Origin of the sequence: Enterococcus sp. AZ171 (assembly GCF_051714005.1) — a bacterium.
Classification (GTDB): Bacteria; Bacillota; Bacilli; order Lactobacillales; family Enterococcaceae; genus Enterococcus_B; species Enterococcus_B pernyi.
On sequence record NZ_JBIORA010000001.1, the window covers coordinates 1,293,783 to 1,316,274 of the forward strand.

Sequence of the window (22,492 nt, forward strand, 5' to 3'; positions counted from 1 at the left end):
AGGTATATCAACCAGGAAAAGGAGGCAATAAGGTGTCGTTACAATTTATCTTAGGGAATGGTCAAAAAAACCACCGCAAAGCACTGATCGATGAAGCCGCCGCTTGGCTTGACAAAGATGAAGACAATCAAGTATTTTTCCTTGTACCTAACTATAATAAATTTGAACAAGAGCAAGAATTACTTGCTGAGATGCGTAAAAAAAGCGGAAAAAGCTCATTTAGCACAACCAACATGCAAGTATTCAGTTTCTATCGTTTGGCTTGGTACTTATTGCAACAAACTACGTTGCTGACAGGTAGTGAATTGACCGAATCTGGTTCAGCGATGATCCTCCGCCAAATTTTAGAAAAAAAACAAGAAGAACTGACGATATTTCGAGGAGAAATCCGCAAAAAAGGGTTTATCCGTCAGTTACAAGAGCTATATAGCGAACTACAAGTCGGAAAAATTTCCCCTGTTGATCTGTTAACTTCTGTGACAGGAGAATCTCCAAAAGAAGAAGACCGACAATTGAAAATGAAGGATCTACAACTGATTTTCTCTGCATTTGAAGAAGAATTAGTCCAACGCGCCCTACAATCTGAAGATGCGCTGACGGTGTTAGCGAATTATATGGCGACGCAGGATTATCATAAGATCAAGTTCTTAGTGAGTGGTTTTGCCCGGATCAATGCCCAAGAATACCAGTTGCTGCAAAAAATGATGGAAAAAGGACATCTAGTGGTCGATTTGCTATTGGATCGTCCCTACAAATCTGATCTACCCGATCCGTTGACCTTGTTCTTCAATACAGGAAAGATCTATTTCCAACTTCTCAACGCAGCAAGAGAATTGAATGTTCCTGTGGCTGCCGATCATTATGCACCGAATCGAGAACACCAAAACGAACTTCAAACATTACAACAAATGTGGGAAGAAACATCTAGCCAGCAGAAAAGCCAACCTGTGAAACTTGGCGCGCAAGAGACATTACATCTGTGGGAGGCAGAGAATCCAACGGAAGAAGTTCGCCAATTAGCGGTGGAGATCCGTCGTTTGGTCAGTCAAGAAGGATTTCGCTATCGAGATATCCAAGTATTGACGAAGGATATGACACTGTATGGCAATTTATTGCGACCAATTTTCCAAGAGATGGCGATCCCTTTTTATCTGGATGAAGAGCAACTGATGGAAAACCATCCATTGATCGAATGGATCAACAGTTTGTTTGCTTTGGATCGTTATCAATATCGCCTAAACGACATCATGCGTTTCTTCAAGACGGAGTTGACGATCGGTCGGACAGATGAAGAGCTCGATCTGGCTACTTGGGAAGCTACTAGAAATCAATTCCGCACGAATTTAGATATCACGGAAAACGTAGCACTAGCGTACAACTACCAAGGGAAGTATTGGCTTCGCGAAAAAGATTGGCAATTTGTTGCCTATGATTTTGAAGCAGAACAGCTAGAAGACGTCAAACAACTAGAAGAGCAATCAAATACGATCAGGAGACTTTTTCGCGACATGGTGCCGGTGTTTTTGAAGAACATCAAAAAATGCCAAACAGGGCAAGAAGCAGTCACTTTGTTTTATCGCTTCTTGATCGAAAGCGGCGTACAACAACAATTGCTTTTTTGGCGAGACCAAGAAGTGGCGCGTGGCGGGTTAGCTGCGGCTAGAAACCATGAACAAACTTGGGGTGCTTTGATGGATCTTCTGGACGAGTATTCATTGATCTACGGAGAAACAGCATTCGATTGGTCATTATTTCAAGAGATCATCACGAGTGGTCTAGAAAATCTCAGCTATGGGAAGATCCCTACAGCAATCGATCAGGTGAGGATCAACCGGTTGGAACTTGTACGTGCCAATCAAGCAAAAGTAACATTTGCGGTCGGCTTGAATGACCAAGTGTTTCCAGATCGCCATGAAACTAAAGGTTTATTATCGAGTGAAGAACGTGAAGCGTTGAATCAAGGGTTAGGCGAGGATCAGTTTTTATTCGATCCAGCAAAAGAAAGTATGTCTTTCGAACCTTTCCAAGCGTATTTAGTGTTTGTTTCGGGAACGGAACGTTTGTACTTGAGCTACGCGCAGAGCTATGATACCAATCGGTTAAAAATGTCTCCGTATTTGAAACGAGTCGTTGACTATCTAGGTGTTCCAGTCGAGCCAAAATGCCAGTTGCAATTGACGAGTAAGCCAGATTGTTACGTTGGCACTTACCGTAGTGGGATCAATACGATCAATCGGGTCTATCGTTTAGCGAAAGAAGCCAAACAAGCAGTACCACTTTATTGGCAACAACTAAAAGAGTTAGTTCTGCGTTCGGATCAACGAAATTTTGCATTGACGATTTTTGAAAGTCAAGATCATCTAAATGTACCAGTTTCCTTATCAGAAGAAATGGCAGAAGCTCTTTATGGCAAAGAAATCTATACGTCGATCTCACGCATGGAAAACTTTTATAACTGTGAATATAAATACTTTGTCCAGTTTGGTTTGAAGCTGAAAGAACGTAATATCTATGGACTGACACCAGCTGCCACTGGAGACTTTTATCATGAATCATTGGATCGCTTCTTCAAATTGCTGTTCTCGAATCAACTGTCACTTGTGGCGATGTCGGAGAAGGAACGACAAGAATTTACTGAAAAAGTCTTACAAGAAGTATTTGGTGAATTACGCTTTGAGATTTTAGATAGCTCTGCCCGCATGAACTATATTCGTTACCAATTAGGGCAAACGATCCAAAAAGTGGCTTGGGCGTTACAAAAACAAAGCAAGAATACGGGCATGAAGCCATTACAGACCGAGATTTTATTTGGTCAGATCGCTGGTGCACGAGGGATACCAGGTTTGGAAATACCTTTAGACAAAGGCGGAAAACTCCACGTTCGCGGAAAAATCGATCGCATCGATGTGGCAACTGAACAAAGTGATACATGGTTAAGTGTAGTCGATTATAAATCAAGTGGTCGTTCGTTTGATGTGACTGAAGCTTACTACGGCATGGCGATGCAACTATTGACATATCTTGATGTGGCATTGATGGATGCTGTACGATTGACTGGGAAAGCTGCAGTCAAACCAGCAGGCTCTTATTACTTGCATGTGCATAATCCAGTCTTGACGGATACGACAGACGTCGAGAAGAATACCTTGAAGAAATTCAGCTATGACGGTGTTTTTGTCGATGATCCTGGTCTGTTAGAAGTGCTCGATCATTCATTGGAAGCAAAAGAAAGTTCGTTGATCTATCCGGTGAAGAAAAACGCCAAAGACGAGTTGCAAAAGGGCAGTTATAGTAAAGAGAAATTCTATACAGAAGAAGAACTTCAATTATTCATGAACCATAATCGTGAGAATATGCGTTTAGCTGGGGAAGCGATCACCTCAGGGGAGATCAAACTGAATCCCGCTTACAAAGACAAACAACGGATTGCTTGTGAGCATTGTCCGTTCAGAAGTATTTGTACGTTTGATGTCATGCTCAAAGAAAATAATTATCATCGTTTAGAAAAACTGGATAAAGATGAAGCATTGCGCAGAATACTAAAAAGGAGTGAAGACGAGTGACATCAATTCCTTTAAAACCGGAAAATGAACGTTTTACCGATGAACAATGGCAAGCGATTTTTGACCAAGGCGACAACCTACTTGTTTCGGCTTCCGCTGGCTCAGGTAAGACGACTGTGTTAGTCCGCCGAGTGATCGAAAAGTTAAAAATGGGTGTCAATATCGACGAGTTGCTGATCGTGACGTTTACAGAAGCGGCAGCAAGAGAAATGAAGGAACGGATCCAAGTAGCCTTGCAAGAAGCAGTGAATAGTGAAAGTGATCCGGTCTGGCAAAAACATTTTACGAAACAGCTCGTTTTACTACCCACCGCCAATATCTCGACACTCCATGCGTTTTGTTTAACGGTGATCCGTAAATATTACTATTTGATCGATATCGATCCAGTCTTTCGGATGTTGACGGATGAAACGGAAACGATCTTGATGAAAGAAGATGTCTGGGATGAGATCAGAGAACAACTTTATGCAGAAAATCGCGAAGCTTTTTTTCAGCTGACGATGAACTTTTCAAATGATCGCTCAGACGATGGTTTGACTAACCTCGTGTTTTCTCTCTATGATTTTGCCAGAGCGAACCCTGATCCGTTGGCTTGGTTGAATCGTTTACCAGAAGCATATCGGCTAGAAGAGGGATTAGCAGCTTCTGCATTGTACCAAGAACAGATCCGACCGCTCGTCTTGGCTGATTTACTTCATTGTACGCAGCTATACGAAGAAATGGTCGTTTTGGCACAAGAAGAAGGACTTGAAAAAATGTTTGATCAAGTCTCACAAGAACAAGCGAGTATCCAACAAATCTATGAACGTTTCCTGAGTGATGAGTTGGACGAAGCTTACCAAGCTTTAGAAAACCTGACGTTTTCGACCTTCAAAAGTAGTCGGAAAGCAGAGTTGAACGAGCGTTCTGCTGAAGTAAAAACCTTGAGAGACCGTGCCAAAAAAATCTTACAACAAATTGGCAAAAACTACTTCCCGGTTTCACCTGCACAAATTGAAGAGTTGAGTCAAAAAGCGTTCCCCCTCGTGGAACAAATGACCGAAGTCACTAAGCTTTTCATGGAAGGCTTCAGTGCGCGCAAACGTGAAAAAGGCGTACTAGATTTCAATGATCTGGAACACTTGGCGTTACAAATATTGACGAAACAAACAGAGGAAGAGTGGCTACCAAGCGAAGCATCGGTTTATTATCGCAGAAAGTTTAAAGAAGTCATGGTCGACGAGTACCAAGATGTCAATCAATTGCAAGAAGAATTGCTCTATTGGGTCAGAGAGCCAGATGAGGAGAGAGGCAATCTCTTTATGGTGGGAGATGTCAAACAGTCGATCTACTCCTTCCGTTTAGCAGATCCAACTCTATTTATCAATAAATATGAGAAATTCTCGGAAGAAAAAGGGGGACGACGAATCGTCTTAGCTGAGAATTTCCGTTCACGGCAAGAAGTCTTAGCGTTTACTAATTTGATTTTTGAACAGCTGATGGACCCAGCAGTTGGACAAATCGCTTATGATGAAGCGGCTCGGCTAGTTCTAGGTTTTTCTGGGTTTCCAGAAAATGAACGATTTGCACCAGAAGTCTTGATCTATGAAAAGAAACAAGAAACGACAGAAAGCGAGTTGCCGATGGACGAGATGTTGGAAGACAAAACAGAAGGGGAACTCTTGATGACTGGTTTGAAAATCCGTGAATTGATCGATTCAAAATTCATGATCTACGACAAAAAAAGTCAAGAAGAGCGCCCGATCGAATTCAAAGATATCGTGTTATTGACACCAACGAAGAAAAATAATTTGACGATTTTAGAAGTATTCAAAACGTTTGATATTCCGTTGGAACTCAATGATGCCCAAAATTATTTCCAAGCGACAGAAATCAGGATCATGATTTCATTGCTCCAATTGATCGACAACCCTTATCAGGATATCCCATTAGCTTCAGTGTTACGTTCACCAGTCGTGGGCTTGATCGAACCAGAGTTAGCACGTATCCGATTAGCCGATAAGGCGCATACTTACTATGATGCAGTCTTAGCTTATCAAAATAATAACCAAGATGAATTAGCGGCTAAATTGCTTCATTTCAATGAGCAACTGGAACAATGGCGAGAGTTAGCGCGGCGTTCTTCGATCACGGACTTATTATGGGAAATCTATTACCAAACAGGGTATTTAGAATATGTCGTTGGGTTGCCAGCTGGTGCACAACGTCAAGCGAATCTGTATGCGTTAGTGGATCGTGCCAAAGCTTATGAACAAAGCTCGTTTCGTGGTCTCTATCAGTTTGTACGATTTATTGAGAAAATGCAGGAGAAAGACAAAGACTTGGCGGAACCAGTGATTGCTTCTAGTGACAATGCCGTTCGTGTCATGACTATCCATGCAAGTAAAGGATTAGAGTTCCCCATCGTTTTCTTATTAGATATGACGAAGCAATTCAATCTGCAAGACTTGAAAAACCGTTATGCCTTCGAAGAAAAACTAGGTGCGGGCGTGCGCTACATGGAGCCAGACACGCGGGTCTTGTTTGATACATTGCCTTATCAAGCCATCAAATTAGCCAAACAGAAGAAATTGCTTTCCGAAGAAATGCGTAAATTATACGTAGGACTGACTAGAGCAGAGCAAAAATTGTTTATTGTTGGTTCGTACAAAAGCAAAGAAGACACGTTCAAAGCCTGGTCAGAAGCAAGTGAGCAAACGGATGTAGTGTTAGATCCTGTGATTCGCCTGAAAAGTTCGAGTAGCTTGATGAATTGGATCGGTTACAGCTTGATCCGTCATCCTAAAATGACCGAATATTTTCCAGAAGTCATGCCTTTACCACAACTGAAAAATTCACCGGGAGATTTTACGATCACCTGGATGGATCAACAAGAGATTTTAACCCAACGCCAAGCATTGACAGTCAAAGGAGAGCAAGCAGAAGAGCAAAAAGGAGATCTAACCCCATTAACGACTGAACTACAAGCACGTTTAGCCTTCAGTTATCCTTATGAGGCTTCTGCACAAACAACGAGTTATCAATCAGTTTCTGAGATCAAACGGTTGTTTGAAGATCCAGACGACTCTCCAGAGGCACGTTTGACTTGGGAAAGCAGTGATAAAAAAGCCTTTGCTCAGCCTTTCAGGTATACGCAAGACCAATTAGCTGAACCACGCTTTGTACAAAAAGAGCGCAAAGTTTCTGCCACAGCTGTTGGGACAGCAACACATTTTCTGTTACAAGTCCTACCATTGGAACAGTTGACGAAAGAAAGCATCGAAAAAGAACTGACGACCCTCGTCAAAAAACGTTTAGTCGATGAACAAGTAGCGAAACGTGTGCCAATTGATTCCATCTTATGGTTTTATGAATCTACCCTTGGCCGATCACTGATCGAACATCCAGAAAAAGTGAAACGCGAACAACCATTTTCAATGCTTCTACAAGCAGAAAAGGTATTCGATCACTACCCGAATGAAGACGATGAATTATTGATCCATGGGATCGTCGATGGATATCTTGATTTTGGGGAGTATGTGCAGCTTTATGATTTCAAGACTGATTTTATTTTACATCCTGAAAACCCAGAGGAAATCACTAAGGTCATCAGCAAATACCGCGGGCAATTGAACTTATACCAACGGGCATTGAGTGAAGCGTTGAATAAACCCGTTCAAGATGTCTTTTTGGTTTTGTTACAGGCGAAGAAAATAATAAATCTTAATAAAGAATAAGAAGTGAGCAAACTGGACTTACACTTTGTAAGTAATATGCTATACTCATGAAAAGAGGTGAGTAAGATGGAGCTAACACAGACAGAATTCATTCTGTGTCCCAAATTTGAAAAAACATTCTCGATTTTAGGGAAAAAATGGAATGGATTGATTATCGATGTATTACTCGAAAATGGTCCGCAGCGCTTTGTTGATCTCTCTGCAAAAATCCCGATGGTCAGTGACCGTGTCTTGGTCGAACGATTAAAAGAGCTTGAAAAAGAAAAGATCGTTACCCGTAATTTTTCGTGTAATGAATCCAGTCGTTCAGAATATATGCTGACAGAAAAAGGGGCAGATCTACAAAAAGCGATGGTCCAGTTGCAGCTTTGGAGTGAGAAATGGGTCACACCCGAAGAATGCAGTTGATTTTGCATCAAAAATCTTGTACACTAGTTTTTAGTTGAATAGACAAAAAGAATGTTGACGAAAAAGAGTAGTTTGGCTAAACCAGTATAGGGAGATCTGTCATGGACTGAAAGCAGATCCTGTGTTTGAAAAATGAAGTTCACTTTCCGAGTTCGTCTGAGAGATTTTTCAGACCGGCAGTATGTCTGTCGTTATTAAAATGAGTGTACGATCTCGTTGGGATCGTAAATTAGGATGGTAACGCGAAGACCTCGTTCCTTGATAGGAATGAGGTCTTTTTTGTAGTTGAATTTAAAGGAGGAAATCGCATGTCTTTACAAGCACAACTCGAAAGCTTGAAAGAAGCAACGATCGTCAAGATCAAGCAGGCGCAGGATTTGAAAGAACTAAATCAAATTCGTGTCGAAACATTAGGGAAAAAAGGACCGATCACTGAGGTCTTACGTGGAATGAAAGATCTAAGTGCCGAAGAGCGCCCGAAAGTGGGAAGCTTTGCCAATGAGATCCGTGATCTATTGACACAAGAAATCGAAGAAAGAAAAGCAGTCTTGGAAACCGCTGCAATGAATGAAGCATTAGAAAAAGAAACCATCGATGTAACGCTTCCAGGTAGCTCAGTCAAACAAGGTACACGCCATATCTTGACGCAGATCATGGAAGAAATCGAAGATATTTTTATCGGTATGGGGTATCAAATCGTTGAAGGATATGAAGTCGAGTCAGACCACTATAACTTTGAACGAATGAATTTACCAAAAGACCATCCGGCACGTGATATGCAAGATACTTTTTATATCTCAGAAGAAATCTTGATCCGTACGCATACGTCGCCTGTGCAAGCACGTACCATGGAAAAACATGATTTTTCAAAAGGTGCGCTACGCATGATCTCACCAGGAAAAGTTTTCCGACGTGATACTGATGATGCAACACACAGCCATCAATTCCATCAAATCGAAGGATTGGTGATCGACAAGAACGTGACGATGGGTGATCTAAAAGGAACACTTGAAGTCGTGATGAAGAAAATGTTTGGTGAAGATCGCCAGATCCGTTTACGCCCAAGCTACTTCCCATTTACAGAACCATCTGTTGAAGTCGATGTCAGCTGTTTCAAATGCGGTGGTTCAGGCTGTAACGTCTGCAAACACACAGGTTGGATCGAGATCTTAGGTGCTGGTATGGTTCATCCAAATGTCTTGGAAATGTCAGGGATCGATCCTGAAGAATACTCCGGATTTGCTTTTGGACTTGGCCCAGATCGTGTCGCAATGTTACGTTATGGGGTCAACGATATTCGTAATTTCTATCAAAATGACTTGCGCTTCTTAAGTCAGTTCAAGGGGGAGTAAAAGAATGTTAGTATCATATAAATGGCTGAATCAATACGTTGATTTATCAAATGTGACACCGCAAGAACTTGCAGACAAAATGTCAGTCACAGGAATCGAAGTCGAAGGTGTAACTGTACCTGAAGAAGGCTTGAAGAAAATCGTTGTCGGAGAAGTGAAGGAATGTATTCCACATCCTGATTCGGATCATCTATCGATCTGTCAAGTCGACATCGGCGAAGAAGAATTATCACAAATCGTTTGTGGCGCACCAAATGTCAAAGCAGGAATCAAAGTCATCGTGGCTTTACCAAATTCACGGATTGCGGGCAATGTCAAAATCAAAAAAGGCAAGATGCGTGGACAAGTCTCGAATGGGATGATCTGTGCCTTACAAGAAATCGGTTATTCTGACAGTGTCGTACCGAAAGAATATTCAGAAGGCATCTACTATTTGCCACAAGAAGCGGTCAATGGAGAACCAGTCTTTTCTTATCTAGATATGGACGATGCTATCATCGAACTATCGATCACACCTAACCGTGCCGACGCATTATCAATGAGAGGTGTGGCATATGAAGTTGGCGCGATCTACCGCCAAAAACCAACATTCAATGATGAAAAGTTAGTAGAAGTTGAACGTAAAGCTTCAGAGAAAATTGCGGTAAAAGTAGAAGACGAAGAATTGGTACCAGCATACCAAATCCGCATCATTGAAAACGTCAAGATCCAACCGAGTCCACAATGGTTACAAAATATCTTGATGAATGAAGGAATCCGACCAATCAATAACGTCGTTGATATCACAAACTATATCTTATTATTGTTCGGTCAACCGTTACATGCATTCGACTATGATAAGTTAGGTTCAGAAGAAATCGTGGTGCGTCATGCAGCAGAAGAAGAGAACATCGTGACGTTAGATGGCGAAACGCGTTCATTGACTTCAGAAGACTTGGTCATCACAAATGGACAAGTGCCAGTGGCTTTAGCTGGAGTAATGGGCGGACAAGACTCAGAGATTACGGAAACAACGACAACCGTTGCGTTAGAATCCGCTTTATTCGATCCCATCTTGATTCGCCGCACAGCCAAACGTTTCAATTTACGTAGTGAATCATCTGCGCGCTTTGAAAAAGGCATCAATAAAGGAACCGTCGGCGAAGCAAGCGATGTTGCAGCAGCGATGATCGTTGCTTTAGCAGGAGGAGAAGTGTTACAAGGAGCGGTCAAAGGTTCTGAGTATCAAGCAAAAGAAGTCGAAGTACAGATCACATTGAAGCGCATCAACCAGTACCTTGGCACAATCTTAAATGTCGCTGAAGTAAGTGAGATCTTTGAAGCATTAGGATTCGGCTATCACCTCGATGGAGAAACTTATACTGTTGTTGTACCTCCAAGACGTTGGGATATCCAGATCGAAGCAGACATCATCGAAGAAGTGGCACGTATTTATGGGTATGATCGTTTACCTTCAACGTTACCAAGCGGCGAAACAGTTGCAGGTAGTTTGACACAAGAACAAGCGACAACACGAAAGATCCGTACATTACTTGAAGGCAGTGGTCTAACTGAAGCCATTAGTTATGCACTGACAACGGAAGATAAATCACGTCAATTCGCTTTGAAAGAAACAGCCATCACTCGCTTGGATTGGCCGATGAGTGAAGACCGTTCTGTCTTACGTATGAACTTGATCAGTGGTCTTTTGGATAACGTCCAATATAACACGGCACGTAAAAATTCAGATGTCGCATTTTATGAAGTAGGTCGCGTCTTCTATCAAGAAAACGATCCATTGACTCATCTACCACAAGAAGTCACTCACGTAGCTCTTGCGGTGTCTGGCACATGGGAAGAGAAGAGTTGGCAAAGTAAGCCACAAGCGGTTGATTTCTTTACAGTAAAAGGAATATTAGAAAATGTATTCGAACAACTTTCCATCAATGAGGAAATCACTTATCAAGCGTTGACAACGATCGATGAACTTCACCCAGGTCGGACGGCGGCCATTTATTTAGGTGAAACAATGATCGGGTTTGTTGGTCAAGTGCATCCTATGACTGCTAAAGCTTACGATATTCCAGAAACTTATGTGGCAGAGTTTGATTTAGCCACAGTTGTGGAAGCATCACAAAAAGGCATCACTTTCCGACCAGTCACAAAATTCCCAAGTGTGACGCGTGACATTGCGATGTTAGTAGCTGAACAAGTGACGAATCAAGAAATCGTTCGCACAATCCAAGCAGCTGCTGGCCGATTCTTGACAAATGTCGAACTATTCGATGTCTACCAAGGAGCAAATATTGAAGCAGGGCATAAATCAGTCGCCTATACGTTAAGCTTTGAAAATCCCGAAGCAACGTTGACAGATGAAGAAATCAACCAAGCAATGAGCAAGGTTGAAAAGGCGTTGACAGAAACAGTTGATGCAAGTATTCGTTAAACCTTAATAATAGAAGAAAAAACTGGGACAAAAATCATTCAATGATTTTTGTTCCAGCTTTTTTGTGTGATTACTGATTGAAATAATTGATGCCCATTGCCGCTTTCACTTCAGAAAGTGTGGCTGCCGCAACTTTAGCCGCTTCTTCACTACCATGACGTAAGATATCCATCACGGCTTGTGGGTCCTTCGCCAATTCTTCACGACGTGCGCGGATCGGTGCGAACTCTGCTTCTAATACGTCGATCAAGTAACGCTTGATTTTCACGTCACCGAGTCCACCACGACGATAGTGGGCTTTCATCTCTTCGATTGCTTCTTTGTCTGTACCAAAAACATCTAAGTACGTAAAGACCATATTGCCTTCGACTTGTCCTGGATCTTGGACATGGATGTGATTTGGATCAGTATACATACTCATCACTTTTTTCTGTAAAACATCCGCAGGGTCAGAAATGTAGATGCCATTTCCTAATGATTTACTCATTTTTCCGTTACCATCGATCCCAGGTAAACGACCCATTCCTTTAGGAGGGAAGACGGCTTTCGGTTCAACTAGTACTTCTCCATAAGTGTGATTGAAACTTTGGACGATCTCTTGCGTTTGTTCCAACATTGGTTTTTGGTCTTCACCAACTGGCACTAGATTCGCTTTGAACGCAGTGATGTCAGCAGCTTGTGAGACAGGGTAGATAAAGAAGCCTGTTGGGACACTTTCGCCAAATTTCTTTTGCTCGATCTCCGTTTTAACAGTCGGGTTACGACGCACACGACCAACACTTACTAAGTTTAAGTAATACATTGTCAACTCAGCTAATTCAGGGATTTGCGACTGGATAAACAATGTTGATTTGGCAGGATCTAAACCAACCGATAAGTAATCTAAAGCAACTTCTAATACATTGGAAGACACTTTTTCAGGGTCTTTCGCATTGTCAGTCAATGCTTGCATATCTGCGATCATTACGAACAACTGATTGTTCTCATCCGCTTGCATTTCTACACGTTTTTTCAAAGACCCGACATAATGGCCTAAGTGTAGTTTGCCAGTAGGACGGTCTCCTGTTAAAATAATATTTTTCAAAAAAGAACACCTCTTTGTAATTTCTAAGACTAATACTTAATATCTTACCGTTTTTTTGCAGAATTAACAACAGGATAAACCGAAAATCATTGAAAAAATCAGTCAGGAAATCGTTATTTATACAAATGGTAAAAGAAAACGGACAAAGGAATTTTCTTGGAAACTTTACAAGTTGCTTCGCTTTCGGATATAATGTGTTCTATTATATATCTTTAAATGAAATCTTACTAAATAATAATGGGAGTGTAATGTTATGACAATGATTAAATTTGATAGCGTGGAAAAGTATTACGGCAAATTCCATGCGTTGAAAAACATCAATCTTGAGTTTGAAAAAGGGGAAGTTGTCGTTGTCATTGGTCCATCAGGATCAGGAAAAAGTACGATGCTTCGCTGTATCAACGGCTTGGAAACAATCACTTCAGGAAAGCTTTTGATCAATGATGTCGATATTCGCGATAAAAACACAAAATTGACGGAGATTAGAAAAAATGTCGGAATGGTCTTTCAACATTTTAATCTTTACCCCAATAAAACAGTTTTAGAAAACATCACATTGGCACCAATCAAAGTATTAAAACAAGATGAGGCAACTGCTGTAAAAAATGCGGAAAAGTTTTTAAAGACAGTCAATATGCTAGATAAAAAAGATTCCTATCCTTCCATGTTATCTGGTGGACAACAACAGCGTGTAGCGATTGCTCGCGGCTTAGCGATGAATCCCGAAATGCTGTTATTTGACGAGCCAACATCTGCCTTGGACCCAGAGATGATCGGTGATGTATTGGACGTAATGAAAAAATTGGCAAGAGATGGCATGTCAATGATCGTGGTCACACACGAAATGGGCTTTGCGAAAGAAGTGGCAGACCGTGTCATTTTTATGGCGGACGGACAAGTATTAGAAGATAGTCGCGATGTACGAAATTTCTTCGATGATCCAAAAGAGGAACGTGCAAAACAATTTATCAGTAAAGTAATCAATCATTGATAGGAGGAACGATATGCGTAAGACAACATTCACTCGTTTATTATTTCTTTTTGGGCTAGTATTTCTAGTATTGAGCGGCTGTAAAGGTAGCAGTTTGGCAGAAAAAGATATTTTGACTCGTAGTAAAGAAACGAACGAGATCATTTGGGGTGTCAAATACGATACACGATTGTTTGGGATGATGGATATCGAAAGCCGCACTGTTCAAGGGTTTGATATCGATATCGCCAAAGCAATCACGAAGAAGATTTTAGGAGAGGACGGAAAAGCAGAGTTTGTCGAAGTCACTTCTAAAACAAGAATCCCATTATTAAAAAATGGGAATATCGATGCCATCATTGCGACGATGACGATTACCGAAGAACGTAAAAAGCAAGTCGATTTCTCTTCAGTTTATTTTGACGCCGGACAATCATTGCTCGTTGAAAAGGGTAGTCCCATCAAAAGTGTGGAGGATTTAAACGCTGAAACGACTGTTTTAGCGGTAAAAGGCTCGACTTCAGCTGCCAACATCAGAGAACATGCACCTGATGCGCGGATCTTGGAGTTAGAGAACTATGCAGAAGCATTTACTGCCTTACAATCGGGGCAAGGTGATGCCATGACGACAGACAATGCGATCTTACTCGGAATGGCAGCGGAGAACCCTAGCTATGAATTAGCAGGTGGAACATTTACCAAAGAGCCTTATGGTATTGCAATCAACAAAGGACAAGAAAATTTCTTAGATGCAGTCAACCAAGCATTAGCGGAAATGGTTGAAGACGGCACCTACGATAAGATTTATGAAAAATGGTTCCCAGATACGACTCAGGGAAAAATTGATTAAGGAGGGAATACAATGAGTGAATTGATACAAACTTATGGGCCAGCCTTCCTTGATGGATTTAAAGTAACGATCCTATCAAGTGTCTTGGCACTTTTATTCAGTTTGATCATCGGAACGTTGATGGCGATTTTTCAATTGTCACACAATAAATGGATTCGTGGTTTAGCGAAAGCCTATGTTGAATTTTTTAGGAATATCCCGTTATTGATCATCGTGATGTTCTTCTATGTCGTATTACCACTTTATTGGATCAGCTTTGATGGTTTTCAAGCAGGAACGATCGGGCTGACGATCTATACTTCCGCATTTATTGCAGAAACCGTTCGTTCGGGCATCCAAACTGTGCCAAAAGGTCAAATGGAGGCTGGTCTTTCATCAGGATTTACTTACTCAGAGACGATGCGTTACATCGTATTGCCACAGGCATTTAAAATCGTTATCCCACCATTAGGCAATCAATTTATCAATTTGGTCAAAAATTCATCGATTTTAGCAATTGTTGCTGGTTTGGATATCATGTATCAAGGGGATTTGATCGCTAGTGAAACTTTCAACACGTTTGATACCTATATCATCGTCGGTTTATTTTACTTGATCATTACCTTACCATTGTCTTATTTGATGGTTTATCTTGAGAAAAAATGGGCAGTTCGTTCATAGAAAGGAGAATCTCAATGGATTTTAGTGGTGCATTTTCATGGATGAATATTCGCTTTTTACTGGAAGGACTAAAAGTAACGATCGAAGTTTCGCTCTTCTCCATCATTTTTAGTTTTCTGATCGGTGGGCTGACAGGTGTTCTTCGTTTTGCGAGTATTCCTTATTTATCAAAAATAGTAGGTTTGATTATCGACATCATTCGTAATCTGCCATTATTGCTGATCATCTTTTTCACTTATTTTGCTTTACCGCAAATCGGTATCCAAATGAACATCTTTTGGTCAGCAGTTGCAGCATTGACGATTTTTGAATCTGCCATGTTATCAGAGATTTTCCGTGCAGGTTTGAATGCTGTGCCGAAAGGTCAGATGGAAGCAGGGCTTTCCACGGGATTAAGCTATGTGGAAACGATGCGTACGATCATCATGCCGCAAGCATTTAAGTCAATGATCCCTGCTATCGTCAGTCAGTTGATCTCGTTGATCAAAGACACTTCTTTAGCGGTGATCATCTCGTTGCCAGAATTGACACACCAAGCGCGGATCGTCTACGGTCAAAATACCAATTATGTCTTACCAATGTTCGTTATGATGACTTTCATGTATTTTGTCGTATGTTACGCACTTTCTTTACTTTCTTCTTACCTAGAAAGAAGAAAGTATAGTTATTAGTAGAAAAAATCGTATTTTAAATGGGAATTAAGAAGGAATCCACGAAATTTTTTTAAAAATTTTTTGTGGATTCCTTCTTACGTTATCCAAAAAATCCATCGGGACACGTGTTGAGTCGTCATGTGGAAAAAGAGCAGGAAAGCAGATTGTAGGACTTGATAAATCACGTCAAAAAGTCCACAATATAGAAGGTAGAATTTTTTTGAAAAAGGATGATTCGATTGACAGATAAACGTCCGATCGGTTTTATTGATTCAGGAGTTGGCGGTCTTACAGTCGTCAAAGAAGCATTGAAGCAATTGCCGAATGAAAACATATTATACGTTGGCGATACCGCGCGCTGTCCATATGGACCAAGACCAGCAGAGCAAGTGATCGCTTATACATGGGAAATGACGAATTATTTAGTTGAAAAAGGCATAAAGATGCTTGTGATTGCCTGTAATACGGCAACTGCGGTCGCTTTAGAAGAAATCAAAGCAACACTCTCGATTCCAGTGATCGGTGTGATTTTGCCAGGAACGAGAGCGGCAGTCAAACAAACGAAAAATCACCAAGTAGGGGTGATTGGAACAATTGGAACCGTCAAAAGTGCCGCTTACGAGACGGCCTTGCTGGATAAAGCACCCGAACTGAAAGTCACCAGCTTGGCGTGTCCAAAGTTTGTGTCAGTCGTAGAAAGTAAAGAATACCGATCATCAGTCGCTAAAAAAATCGTGGCCCAAACTTTGGCTCCATTAGAATTAAAAGGGATCGACACCTTGATTTTAGGTTGCACCCATTATCCACTCCTTCGCCCGATCATTCAGAATGTTATGGGGGATAAAGTCATGCTGATCGATTCAGGAGCAGAAACGATTGGCGAAGTTTCGATGTTACTTGACTATTTTGAAATCAGTAATTCACCACAAAATGCCCGAACGCTTTGTCAGTTTTATACGACAGGATCAGCTAAAATGTTCCATGAGATTGCCCAAGATTGGTTAGGATTAAAAGAACTGATCGTTGAATCGATTGATTTAGGAGGAAAAGAGCAATGATGCGTCATGACGGAAGAAATGTCCAAGATTTACGTAAAATCACGATTGAAACAAATGTGCTGAAGCATCCAGAAGGATCAGTTTTGATCAGCTTTGGCGATACGAAAGTGATTTGTGCGGCAACGGTTGAAGAGACAGTCCCCCCGTTTTTAAAAGGGACTGGTAAAGGATGGGTGACAGCAGAATACAGTATGTTGCCCCGCGCCACGAATACGAGAAATCGTCGTGAAAGCAGCAAAGGTAAGTTAAGTGGACGGACGATGGAGATCCAACGTTTGATCGGTCGTTCGTTGCGTGCGGTCGTCGATCTCGAGAAACTTGGTGAACGCAGTATCATCGTTGATTGTGACGTGATCCAAGCAGACGGTGGCACCCGAACAGCAAGTATTACCGGTGCATTTGTGGCTTTAAGATTAGCTATCGAAAAATTATTACAGAAAAAAGTGTTAGCGAATGATCCAATCAAAGAACATTTAGCCGCCATCAGTGTAGGGATTTTAGCTGATGGGACATGTGTGACTGATTTGGATTATCACGAAGACGTTGCAGCAGAAGTCGATATGAACTTAGTGATGACGGAATCGGGCAAATTTGTGGAAATCCAAGGGACAGGCGAAGAAGCTACCTTTGATGGTGAACAATTGAACGAAATGCTTGTTTATGGCAAAACAGCGATCGAATCACTGATTTTTGAACAAAAAAATGTTTTGTTGAGTGAATGGTCAGACACTACGCCTGAACCGACAGAAAAAACGATTGTGATTGCTACTCGAAATGCAGGCAAAGCAGAAGAATTCCGTACCTTATTTGCGAAAGAAGGCTATACAGTCAAAACATTGTTTGATTATCCTGAGATACCTGATGTCGAAGAAACAGGTACAACATTCGAAGAAAACGCTCGGTTAAAAGCAGAAACGATTGCTCAAGTATTGAACCAGCCAGTATTGGCGGATGACTCTGGCCTGAAAGTCGATGTGTTAGGTGGTAGACCAGGAGTTTATTCTGCCCGTTTTGCTGGCGAACATAAGAGTGATGCGGCAAATAACGCAAAATTACTTTTTGAATTAACCGATGTAGCTGATGAAGAACGCACCGCACAATTTCATTGTACGTTGGTTTTCGCTGAGCCAAATAAAGAAAGTTTAGTAGTGGAAGCAGAGTGGCCTGGACGAATTGGTCGGATACCTAAAGGCGAAAATGGTTTTGGCTATGACCCTTTGTTCATTCCTGATGGGTACACTCAAACAGCGGCAGAAATCTCAAGTGAAGAAAAAAATAACCACAGTCACCGAGGCTTGGCTATGGCAAAACTAAGCCAAGTTTGGCAGGGATGGTTGGAAGGAGTGGAGTAGATGCGCTATTTAGTCGTTAGTGACAACCATGGGGATCGAGCAATCATCAAAGAATTGGTGACCCAGTATCAAAATCAAGTTGATTATTTCTTTCATTGTGGCGATTCAGAACTTGACGCAACAGATGAAGTTTGGGAAACTTATCTCGGTGTACAAGGCAATTGTGATTTCGGCACAGACTTTGAGACCAAACGAGTTGTAGATACTGGGCTTGATCGGGTATATATGACGCACGGCCATTTATCGAATGTCCGCTTTGGTTTGACTCAGTTAGCCCTTGAAGCAAAAGAGCAACAAGCAACGATTGCTCTTTTTGGGCACACCCATCAACTAGGGTGTGAATTTGAAGAAGGTATCTTGTTCTTAAATCCAGGAAGCATTTCCCAACCTCGAGGAATGATCCAAATCCCAGCTTACGCAATCATTGAGAGTACGAAAGAGACACTTGCTGTCCAATACTATAATCGATCACACAAAAAAATCGATAACATGGCATTTGAATATAAACGCTGACAAACAAACTCTAATTTTTGCTAAAAAAAGAAATGTTTGTATAGATTTTGCATCCGTTTTCGGTAAAATAGAGATATTGAAAGAATTTGAAATGGAGGGCCAATACATGATTGGACCAATTGTAAGAGAGTTATTACTGCAAAATCAAGAGACATTTTTGGTTCCAGCAGAAAACGTGGCAAATGTTATGTATCAACATCCGTTATCGCATGGACTATTAGTTTTATCGAAAGTTGGCTACACTAAAATCCCTGTCTTAGGGAAAGATGATCGCTTTGTTGGTCTAGTCAGTCTGTCGAATGTTGTCAATAAGATGATGGACCTACAAACAATCAGTATGGAACCATTAGAAGGCCTAACAGTTGCTGATGTAATGGAAACCGATGTACCAACCATTGATGAAAATTGGGAACTAGAAGAAGTTCTTCATTTACTAGTGGATGCTTCGTTCTTGCCAGTTGTCACAGAGGATAAAGTGTTCAAAGGAATCATCACACGAAAAGAGTTATTGAAAGCAGTCAATTACATGGTACACGAATTAGAACGTCAAAATATTGTATCACCAAAAATAGATGTAGATGATTTAAGAGAAAGAATCGATATCGTTAGTTAAAGGTAATTGATCCTACTCACAAAATAGAAAGACATAAAACAAATGAAGCGACGCCTAAAAGTTAGATTATATTTCTAACTTCTGGACGTCGCTTCATTTGAAGTATTAAGGAATGGCACGAGTGGGAATAAAGTTTGTCCTGAGAATCAAATAATTTAGTCATTTTAGACATTTTTCTAATGATTAAAAAAAGAGGTCAAACCTAAACACTTCTGTTCATTCGGTTTTAGATGGTAGGAGAGGGCTAATGTCCCACTCCCAGCGTAGACACTACATAAACTATTTCAACACGATCGGTGTATTTGGGATGCTGTAACCGGCAGCTGTCAGTTCTTTGACATATGAACTCAAAAATTCTTCTTTCAATTCGAACTGTTTACCATTTAAAACGTAACAAATTGTCCGAATCGCAAAGTTACTGTTGCCGATATCGACCAATCCAAAGATCGATGGCTCAGTTTGTAATTCTTCTTCGTATTTTACAGCTAACGTTTCATTAACTTTTTGAATGATCTCATAGATCTTATCATAGCCTTCTTCCGGAACGATCCGAATATCAAGAACGACTTGCATATTGGAACGAGAAAGGTTACTGATCGTTGTGATACTACGGTTTGGAATGAAGTGGACGGTACCGTCAACACCTTTGAGTTGCAGTGTCCGGATACCAACGGATACCACGGTTCCTTCGATCGTAAGATTCGTTAATTTGACATAGTCGCCAACGTCCATTTGTTGTTCCATGATAATAAAGAAGCCAGTGATCACATCACTCATAAAGCCTTGTGCGCCTAAACCGATGGCTACTCCGGCAATCCCTGCTCCGGCTAATAGTGAACCAATCGGCACACCGATCACGGATAGGATGGCATAAATAAAGAAAAAGCCAATCGTATAATTGAAAATGGTATTTAAAAGACTTTGTAACGTTTTTAAGCGGCTACCGTTAAGAACGGTTTTTTTTGAATATTGTTTAAAAGATTTGTCGATCAAGTATTTACCGATTCGATTAATGAGGCCAAAAAGAATAATCAAAAAAATAAGGAATAATCCTTTTTGGATCATTGTAGAAAAAATCCCATCCCAATCAATATTATTCCAAAAACGTTGGAACGCATTGAGTTGACTAACCGCTTGATCAGTCAAATTTTCTCCAGTTGAGCTTGTTGTTTCTGCTGTTGCAATGAATGAAAACATAAAATCCCCTTTTCTAATTAGTCTCTTTTGTATTGTAACAAGAACAGCATAAAAATCAAAATAAATCATTAGATAAGCTACCAATCACACTTGCAATAACAAGTGGTTAAAATAAACGATGACAAATGGGAGAGATAGTGCTAAAATATTTCAAAACTGACGATTGGTGGTATGAACATGCAAATAGATTGGGATAACTTAGGATTTTCTTACATCAAAACACCTTGGCGCTACGTTGCCAAATGGAAAGATGGAGAGTGGGAAAAAGGCGAATTGACCGAGGATAATTATCTGTCACTTCATGAAGGATCGCCCGCACTTCACTATGGCCAACAGTGCTTTGAAGGATTAAAGGCTTATCGCAGAAAAGATGGAAAGGTCAATTTATTCCGTCCAGAGCAAAACAGTCGTCGCTTGAACCAGAGTGCCAGACGTTTATTGATGCCCATGGTTCCAGAAAAAATGTTTGTTGATGCAGTAAAAGAAGTCGTAAAAGCAAATGAAGCCTTTGTGCCACCTTATGGTTCAGGAGCAACGTTGTATTTACGGCCTTTCCTGATCGGGGTTGGAGAAAACATTGGTGTTCATCCAGCGCCTGAGTATTTGTTTGTTGTTTTCTGTACGCCTGTAGGAGCCTATTTCAAAGGTGGATTAAAACCAACGAACTTTATCGTTTCTGACTATGACCGAGCGGCACCTAATGGAACAGGAGCTGCCAAAGTAGGAGGGAACTACGCAGCAAGTCTATTACCGGGGACTGAAGCGAAAGAATTAAATTATTCAGATTGCGTTTACCTAGATCCAGCGACGCACACAAAAATTGAAGAAGTCGGCGCGGCGAATTTCTTTGGTATCACTAAAGACAACCAGTTCATCACACCGCAATCGCCTTCGATTTTACCAAGTATTACGAAGTATTCCTTGTTGCAGATTGCGGAAGAACGTTTGGGGCTTAAAGCAGTTGAGGGAGACATCTACATCGATCAACTTGATCAATTTGCAGAAGCAGGTGCGTGTGGAACCGCAGCGGTGATTTCACCGATTGGTGGAATCTACTATAAAAATGATTTACATGTCTTTTACAGTGAGACAGAAGTAGGACCAGTAACTAAGCGTTTATATGATGAATTGACGGGTATCCAGTTTGGGGATATCGAAGCACCAGAAGGTTGGATCGAAGTCGTCGAATAATGACTGGCTTTAAAAATAACTACAAAAAAATCAGCTCTCACATTGGAGGGCTGATTTTTTATTGGATCAAGATAAGTGAACACCTTTATCTACGTAAATGATATCACCGATGATCCCGCTAGATAGGGGGCTGATCAAGAAAGCACAAGTATTTCCGACTTCTTCGATCGTCACCCCTTGTTGATCGGGGGTGCGTGATTCGGATAACTCGATCAATTTTTGGTAATCCTTCACACCAGTAACTGCTAACGTTTTGATCGCACCAGCAGAGATCCCGTTGACACGGATTCCTTTAGGTGAGAATTCAGCGGCTAAGTAGCGAATGGCAGCTTCTAGTGAAGCTTTTGCAATTCCCATCATATTATAGTTAGGGATCGCTCGTTGTGAACCAAGATAAGACATACTTACGATGCCGCTGTTGGGAGCTAAGTACTTTTGGGCATACTTCGATACAGCGATCAATGAATAGCTGCTGATGTCTTGTGCTAATTGATAACCATCTCTTGAAATATCAGAAACATTACCTGAAAGCTCTTCTTTGTTGGCATAAGCAACAGCGTGGACCAAACCATGGATCTCACCGGCATATTCACCAATCGTATCCATCGCTTTTTCGATGCTCTCATCGCTAGCAACATCACACTCTACAGTGAAGGCATCTTCACCGACTAATTTGACTAGCGATTTCTTCATCCGTTCATTTTGGTACGTATAGATGATCTCAGCGCCTTGTTGCATCATTGCTTCTGCACAACCCCAAGCAATACTGCGTTTATTCGCAACACCCATGATCACGATTTTTTTTCCTTCTAAAAAAGACATATAGACACTCCTTTGATTCAATAAAAGTTTTGTTTGACGATAATATAAGTGCAAAAAAATAACTT

At 41.0% G+C, this 22,492-nt stretch carries 17 protein-coding genes; 14 read left to right on the forward strand and 3 right to left on the reverse strand.

Annotation, left to right across the window (positions count from 1 at the left end; all coding sequences use genetic code 11):
* Positions 1-32 precede the first annotated feature (32 nt).
* From IGJ49_RS06325 to pheT, 5 genes are all read left to right on the forward strand, one after another.
* Positions 33-3,563 (forward strand): PD-(D/E)XK nuclease family protein, encoded by a 3,531-nt coding sequence (locus IGJ49_RS06325; RefSeq protein ID WP_438722794.1) that lies wholly within the window; start codon positions 33-35, stop codon positions 3,561-3,563.
* Positions 3,560-7,279 (forward strand): helicase-exonuclease AddAB subunit AddA, encoded by a 3,720-nt coding sequence (gene addA / locus IGJ49_RS06330; protein WP_438722796.1) that lies wholly within the window; start codon positions 3,560-3,562, stop codon positions 7,277-7,279. The genes IGJ49_RS06325 and addA overlap by 4 nt, the downstream gene beginning before the upstream one ends.
* Before the next feature lie 66 nt (positions 7,280-7,345).
* Positions 7,346-7,687 (forward strand): winged helix-turn-helix transcriptional regulator, encoded by a 342-nt coding sequence (locus tag IGJ49_RS06335; RefSeq protein WP_019724054.1) that lies wholly within the window; start codon positions 7,346-7,348, stop codon positions 7,685-7,687.
* Between the two features lie 308 nt (positions 7,688-7,995).
* Complete coding sequence (gene pheS, locus IGJ49_RS06340; RefSeq protein WP_010735597.1) at positions 7,996-9,039, forward strand: phenylalanine--tRNA ligase subunit alpha; 1,044 nt, start codon at positions 7,996-7,998, stop codon at positions 9,037-9,039.
* A gap of 4 nt (positions 9,040-9,043) precedes the next feature.
* The gene (gene pheT, locus IGJ49_RS06345) at positions 9,044-11,464 is read left to right on the forward strand and encodes a phenylalanine--tRNA ligase subunit beta (RefSeq protein WP_010735596.1); all 2,421 of its coding nucleotides are present in this window, start codon (positions 9,044-9,046) and stop codon (positions 11,462-11,464) included.
* A 70-nt stretch (positions 11,465-11,534) separates the two neighbouring features.
* Here pheT and trpS read toward each other — a convergent pair whose 3' ends face one another.
* A complete protein-coding gene (trpS, locus tag IGJ49_RS06350; RefSeq protein WP_010735595.1) occupies positions 11,535-12,548 on the reverse strand; it encodes a tryptophan--tRNA ligase in 1,014 nt (337 codons plus the stop codon).
* A 253-nt stretch (positions 12,549-12,801) separates the two neighbouring features.
* On the opposite strand from trpS, the gene IGJ49_RS06355 reads away from it, so the two are divergent.
* The 8 genes from IGJ49_RS06355 (at position 12,802) to cbpB (ending at position 19,217) form a co-directional block, all read left to right on the forward strand.
* Positions 12,802-13,539 carry an amino acid ABC transporter ATP-binding protein gene (locus IGJ49_RS06355; protein ID WP_010735594.1) on the forward strand — a complete coding sequence of 246 codons (738 nt, stop codon included), beginning with the start codon at positions 12,802-12,804 and terminating at the stop codon, positions 13,537-13,539.
* Positions 13,540-13,552: 13 nt separating this feature from the next.
* Positions 13,553-14,368: a transporter substrate-binding domain-containing protein gene (locus IGJ49_RS06360; protein ID WP_010735593.1), complete on the forward strand. Its 816-nt coding sequence runs from the start codon at positions 13,553-13,555 to the stop codon at positions 14,366-14,368.
* Between the two features lie 12 nt (positions 14,369-14,380).
* The gene (locus IGJ49_RS06365; protein WP_023519564.1) at positions 14,381-15,028 is read left to right on the forward strand and encodes an amino acid ABC transporter permease; all 648 of its coding nucleotides are present in this window, start codon (positions 14,381-14,383) and stop codon (positions 15,026-15,028) included.
* Between the two features lie 14 nt (positions 15,029-15,042).
* Positions 15,043-15,699: an amino acid ABC transporter permease gene (locus tag IGJ49_RS06370; RefSeq protein ID WP_010735591.1), complete on the forward strand. Its 657-nt coding sequence runs from the start codon at positions 15,043-15,045 to the stop codon at positions 15,697-15,699.
* Positions 15,700-15,911: 212 nt separating this feature from the next.
* A complete protein-coding gene (gene racE / locus IGJ49_RS06375) occupies positions 15,912-16,739 on the forward strand; it encodes a glutamate racemase (protein WP_349521364.1) in 828 nt (275 codons plus the stop codon).
* On the forward strand, positions 16,739-18,091 hold the full coding sequence (gene rph, locus IGJ49_RS06380; RefSeq protein WP_034691725.1) for a ribonuclease PH: 1,353 nt from the start codon (positions 16,739-16,741) through the stop codon (positions 18,089-18,091). Before racE ends, rph begins: the two co-directional genes overlap by 1 nt.
* Entirely contained in the window at positions 18,092-18,604 is a 513-nt protein-coding gene (locus tag IGJ49_RS06385; protein ID WP_438722801.1) for a metallophosphoesterase, read from the forward strand.
* Between the two features lie 106 nt (positions 18,605-18,710).
* On the forward strand, positions 18,711-19,217 hold the full coding sequence (gene cbpB / locus IGJ49_RS06390; protein ID WP_010735587.1) for a cyclic-di-AMP-binding protein CbpB: 507 nt from the start codon (positions 18,711-18,713) through the stop codon (positions 19,215-19,217).
* Positions 19,218-19,496: 279 nt separating this feature from the next.
* Here cbpB and IGJ49_RS06395 read toward each other — a convergent pair whose 3' ends face one another.
* Complete coding sequence (locus tag IGJ49_RS06395; RefSeq protein ID WP_010735586.1) at positions 19,497-20,414, reverse strand: mechanosensitive ion channel family protein; 918 nt, start codon at positions 20,412-20,414, stop codon at positions 19,497-19,499.
* 177 nt (positions 20,415-20,591) lie between these two features.
* Here IGJ49_RS06395 and IGJ49_RS06400 point away from each other — a divergent pair, with 177 nt between their 5' ends.
* Positions 20,592-21,605: a branched-chain amino acid aminotransferase gene (locus tag IGJ49_RS06400; RefSeq protein WP_137072360.1), complete on the forward strand. Its 1,014-nt coding sequence runs from the start codon at positions 20,592-20,594 to the stop codon at positions 21,603-21,605.
* 66 nt (positions 21,606-21,671) lie between these two features.
* On the opposite strand, the gene fabI is transcribed toward IGJ49_RS06400, so the two are convergent.
* Positions 21,672-22,427: an enoyl-ACP reductase FabI gene (fabI, locus tag IGJ49_RS06405; protein WP_010735584.1), complete on the reverse strand. Its 756-nt coding sequence runs from the start codon at positions 22,425-22,427 to the stop codon at positions 21,672-21,674.
* Positions 22,428-22,492: the final 65 nt, after the last annotated feature.

Bases quoted from the DNA above. Each gene is read 5' to 3' on its own strand.
- cbpB (WP_010735587.1), top strand. From the start codon at position 18,711: ATGATTGGACCAATTGTAAGAGAGTTATTACTGCAAAATCAAGAGACA.
- IGJ49_RS06395 (WP_010735586.1), bottom strand. From the start codon at position 20,414: ATGTTTTCATTCATTGCAACAGCAGAAACAACAAGCTCAACTGGAGAA.
- pheT (WP_010735596.1), top strand. From the start codon at position 9,044: ATGTTAGTATCATATAAATGGCTGAATCAATACGTTGATTTATCAAAT.
- IGJ49_RS06360 (WP_010735593.1), top strand. From the start codon at position 13,553: ATGCGTAAGACAACATTCACTCGTTTATTATTTCTTTTTGGGCTAGTA.
- IGJ49_RS06335 (WP_019724054.1), top strand. From the start codon at position 7,346: ATGGAGCTAACACAGACAGAATTCATTCTGTGTCCCAAATTTGAAAAA.
- IGJ49_RS06400 (WP_137072360.1), top strand. From the start codon at position 20,592: ATGCAAATAGATTGGGATAACTTAGGATTTTCTTACATCAAAACACCT.
- IGJ49_RS06370 (WP_010735591.1), top strand. From the start codon at position 15,043: ATGGATTTTAGTGGTGCATTTTCATGGATGAATATTCGCTTTTTACTG.
- IGJ49_RS06355 (WP_010735594.1), top strand. From the start codon at position 12,802: ATGACAATGATTAAATTTGATAGCGTGGAAAAGTATTACGGCAAATTC.
- pheS (WP_010735597.1), top strand. From the start codon at position 7,996: ATGTCTTTACAAGCACAACTCGAAAGCTTGAAAGAAGCAACGATCGTC.
- IGJ49_RS06365 (WP_023519564.1), top strand. From the start codon at position 14,381: ATGAGTGAATTGATACAAACTTATGGGCCAGCCTTCCTTGATGGATTT.
- IGJ49_RS06385 (WP_438722801.1), top strand. From the start codon at position 18,092: ATGCGCTATTTAGTCGTTAGTGACAACCATGGGGATCGAGCAATCATC.
- fabI (WP_010735584.1), bottom strand. From the start codon at position 22,427: ATGTCTTTTTTAGAAGGAAAAAAAATCGTGATCATGGGTGTTGCGAAT.
- rph (WP_034691725.1), top strand. From the start codon at position 16,739: ATGCGTCATGACGGAAGAAATGTCCAAGATTTACGTAAAATCACGATT.
- racE (WP_349521364.1), top strand. From the start codon at position 15,912: ATGATTCGATTGACAGATAAACGTCCGATCGGTTTTATTGATTCAGGA.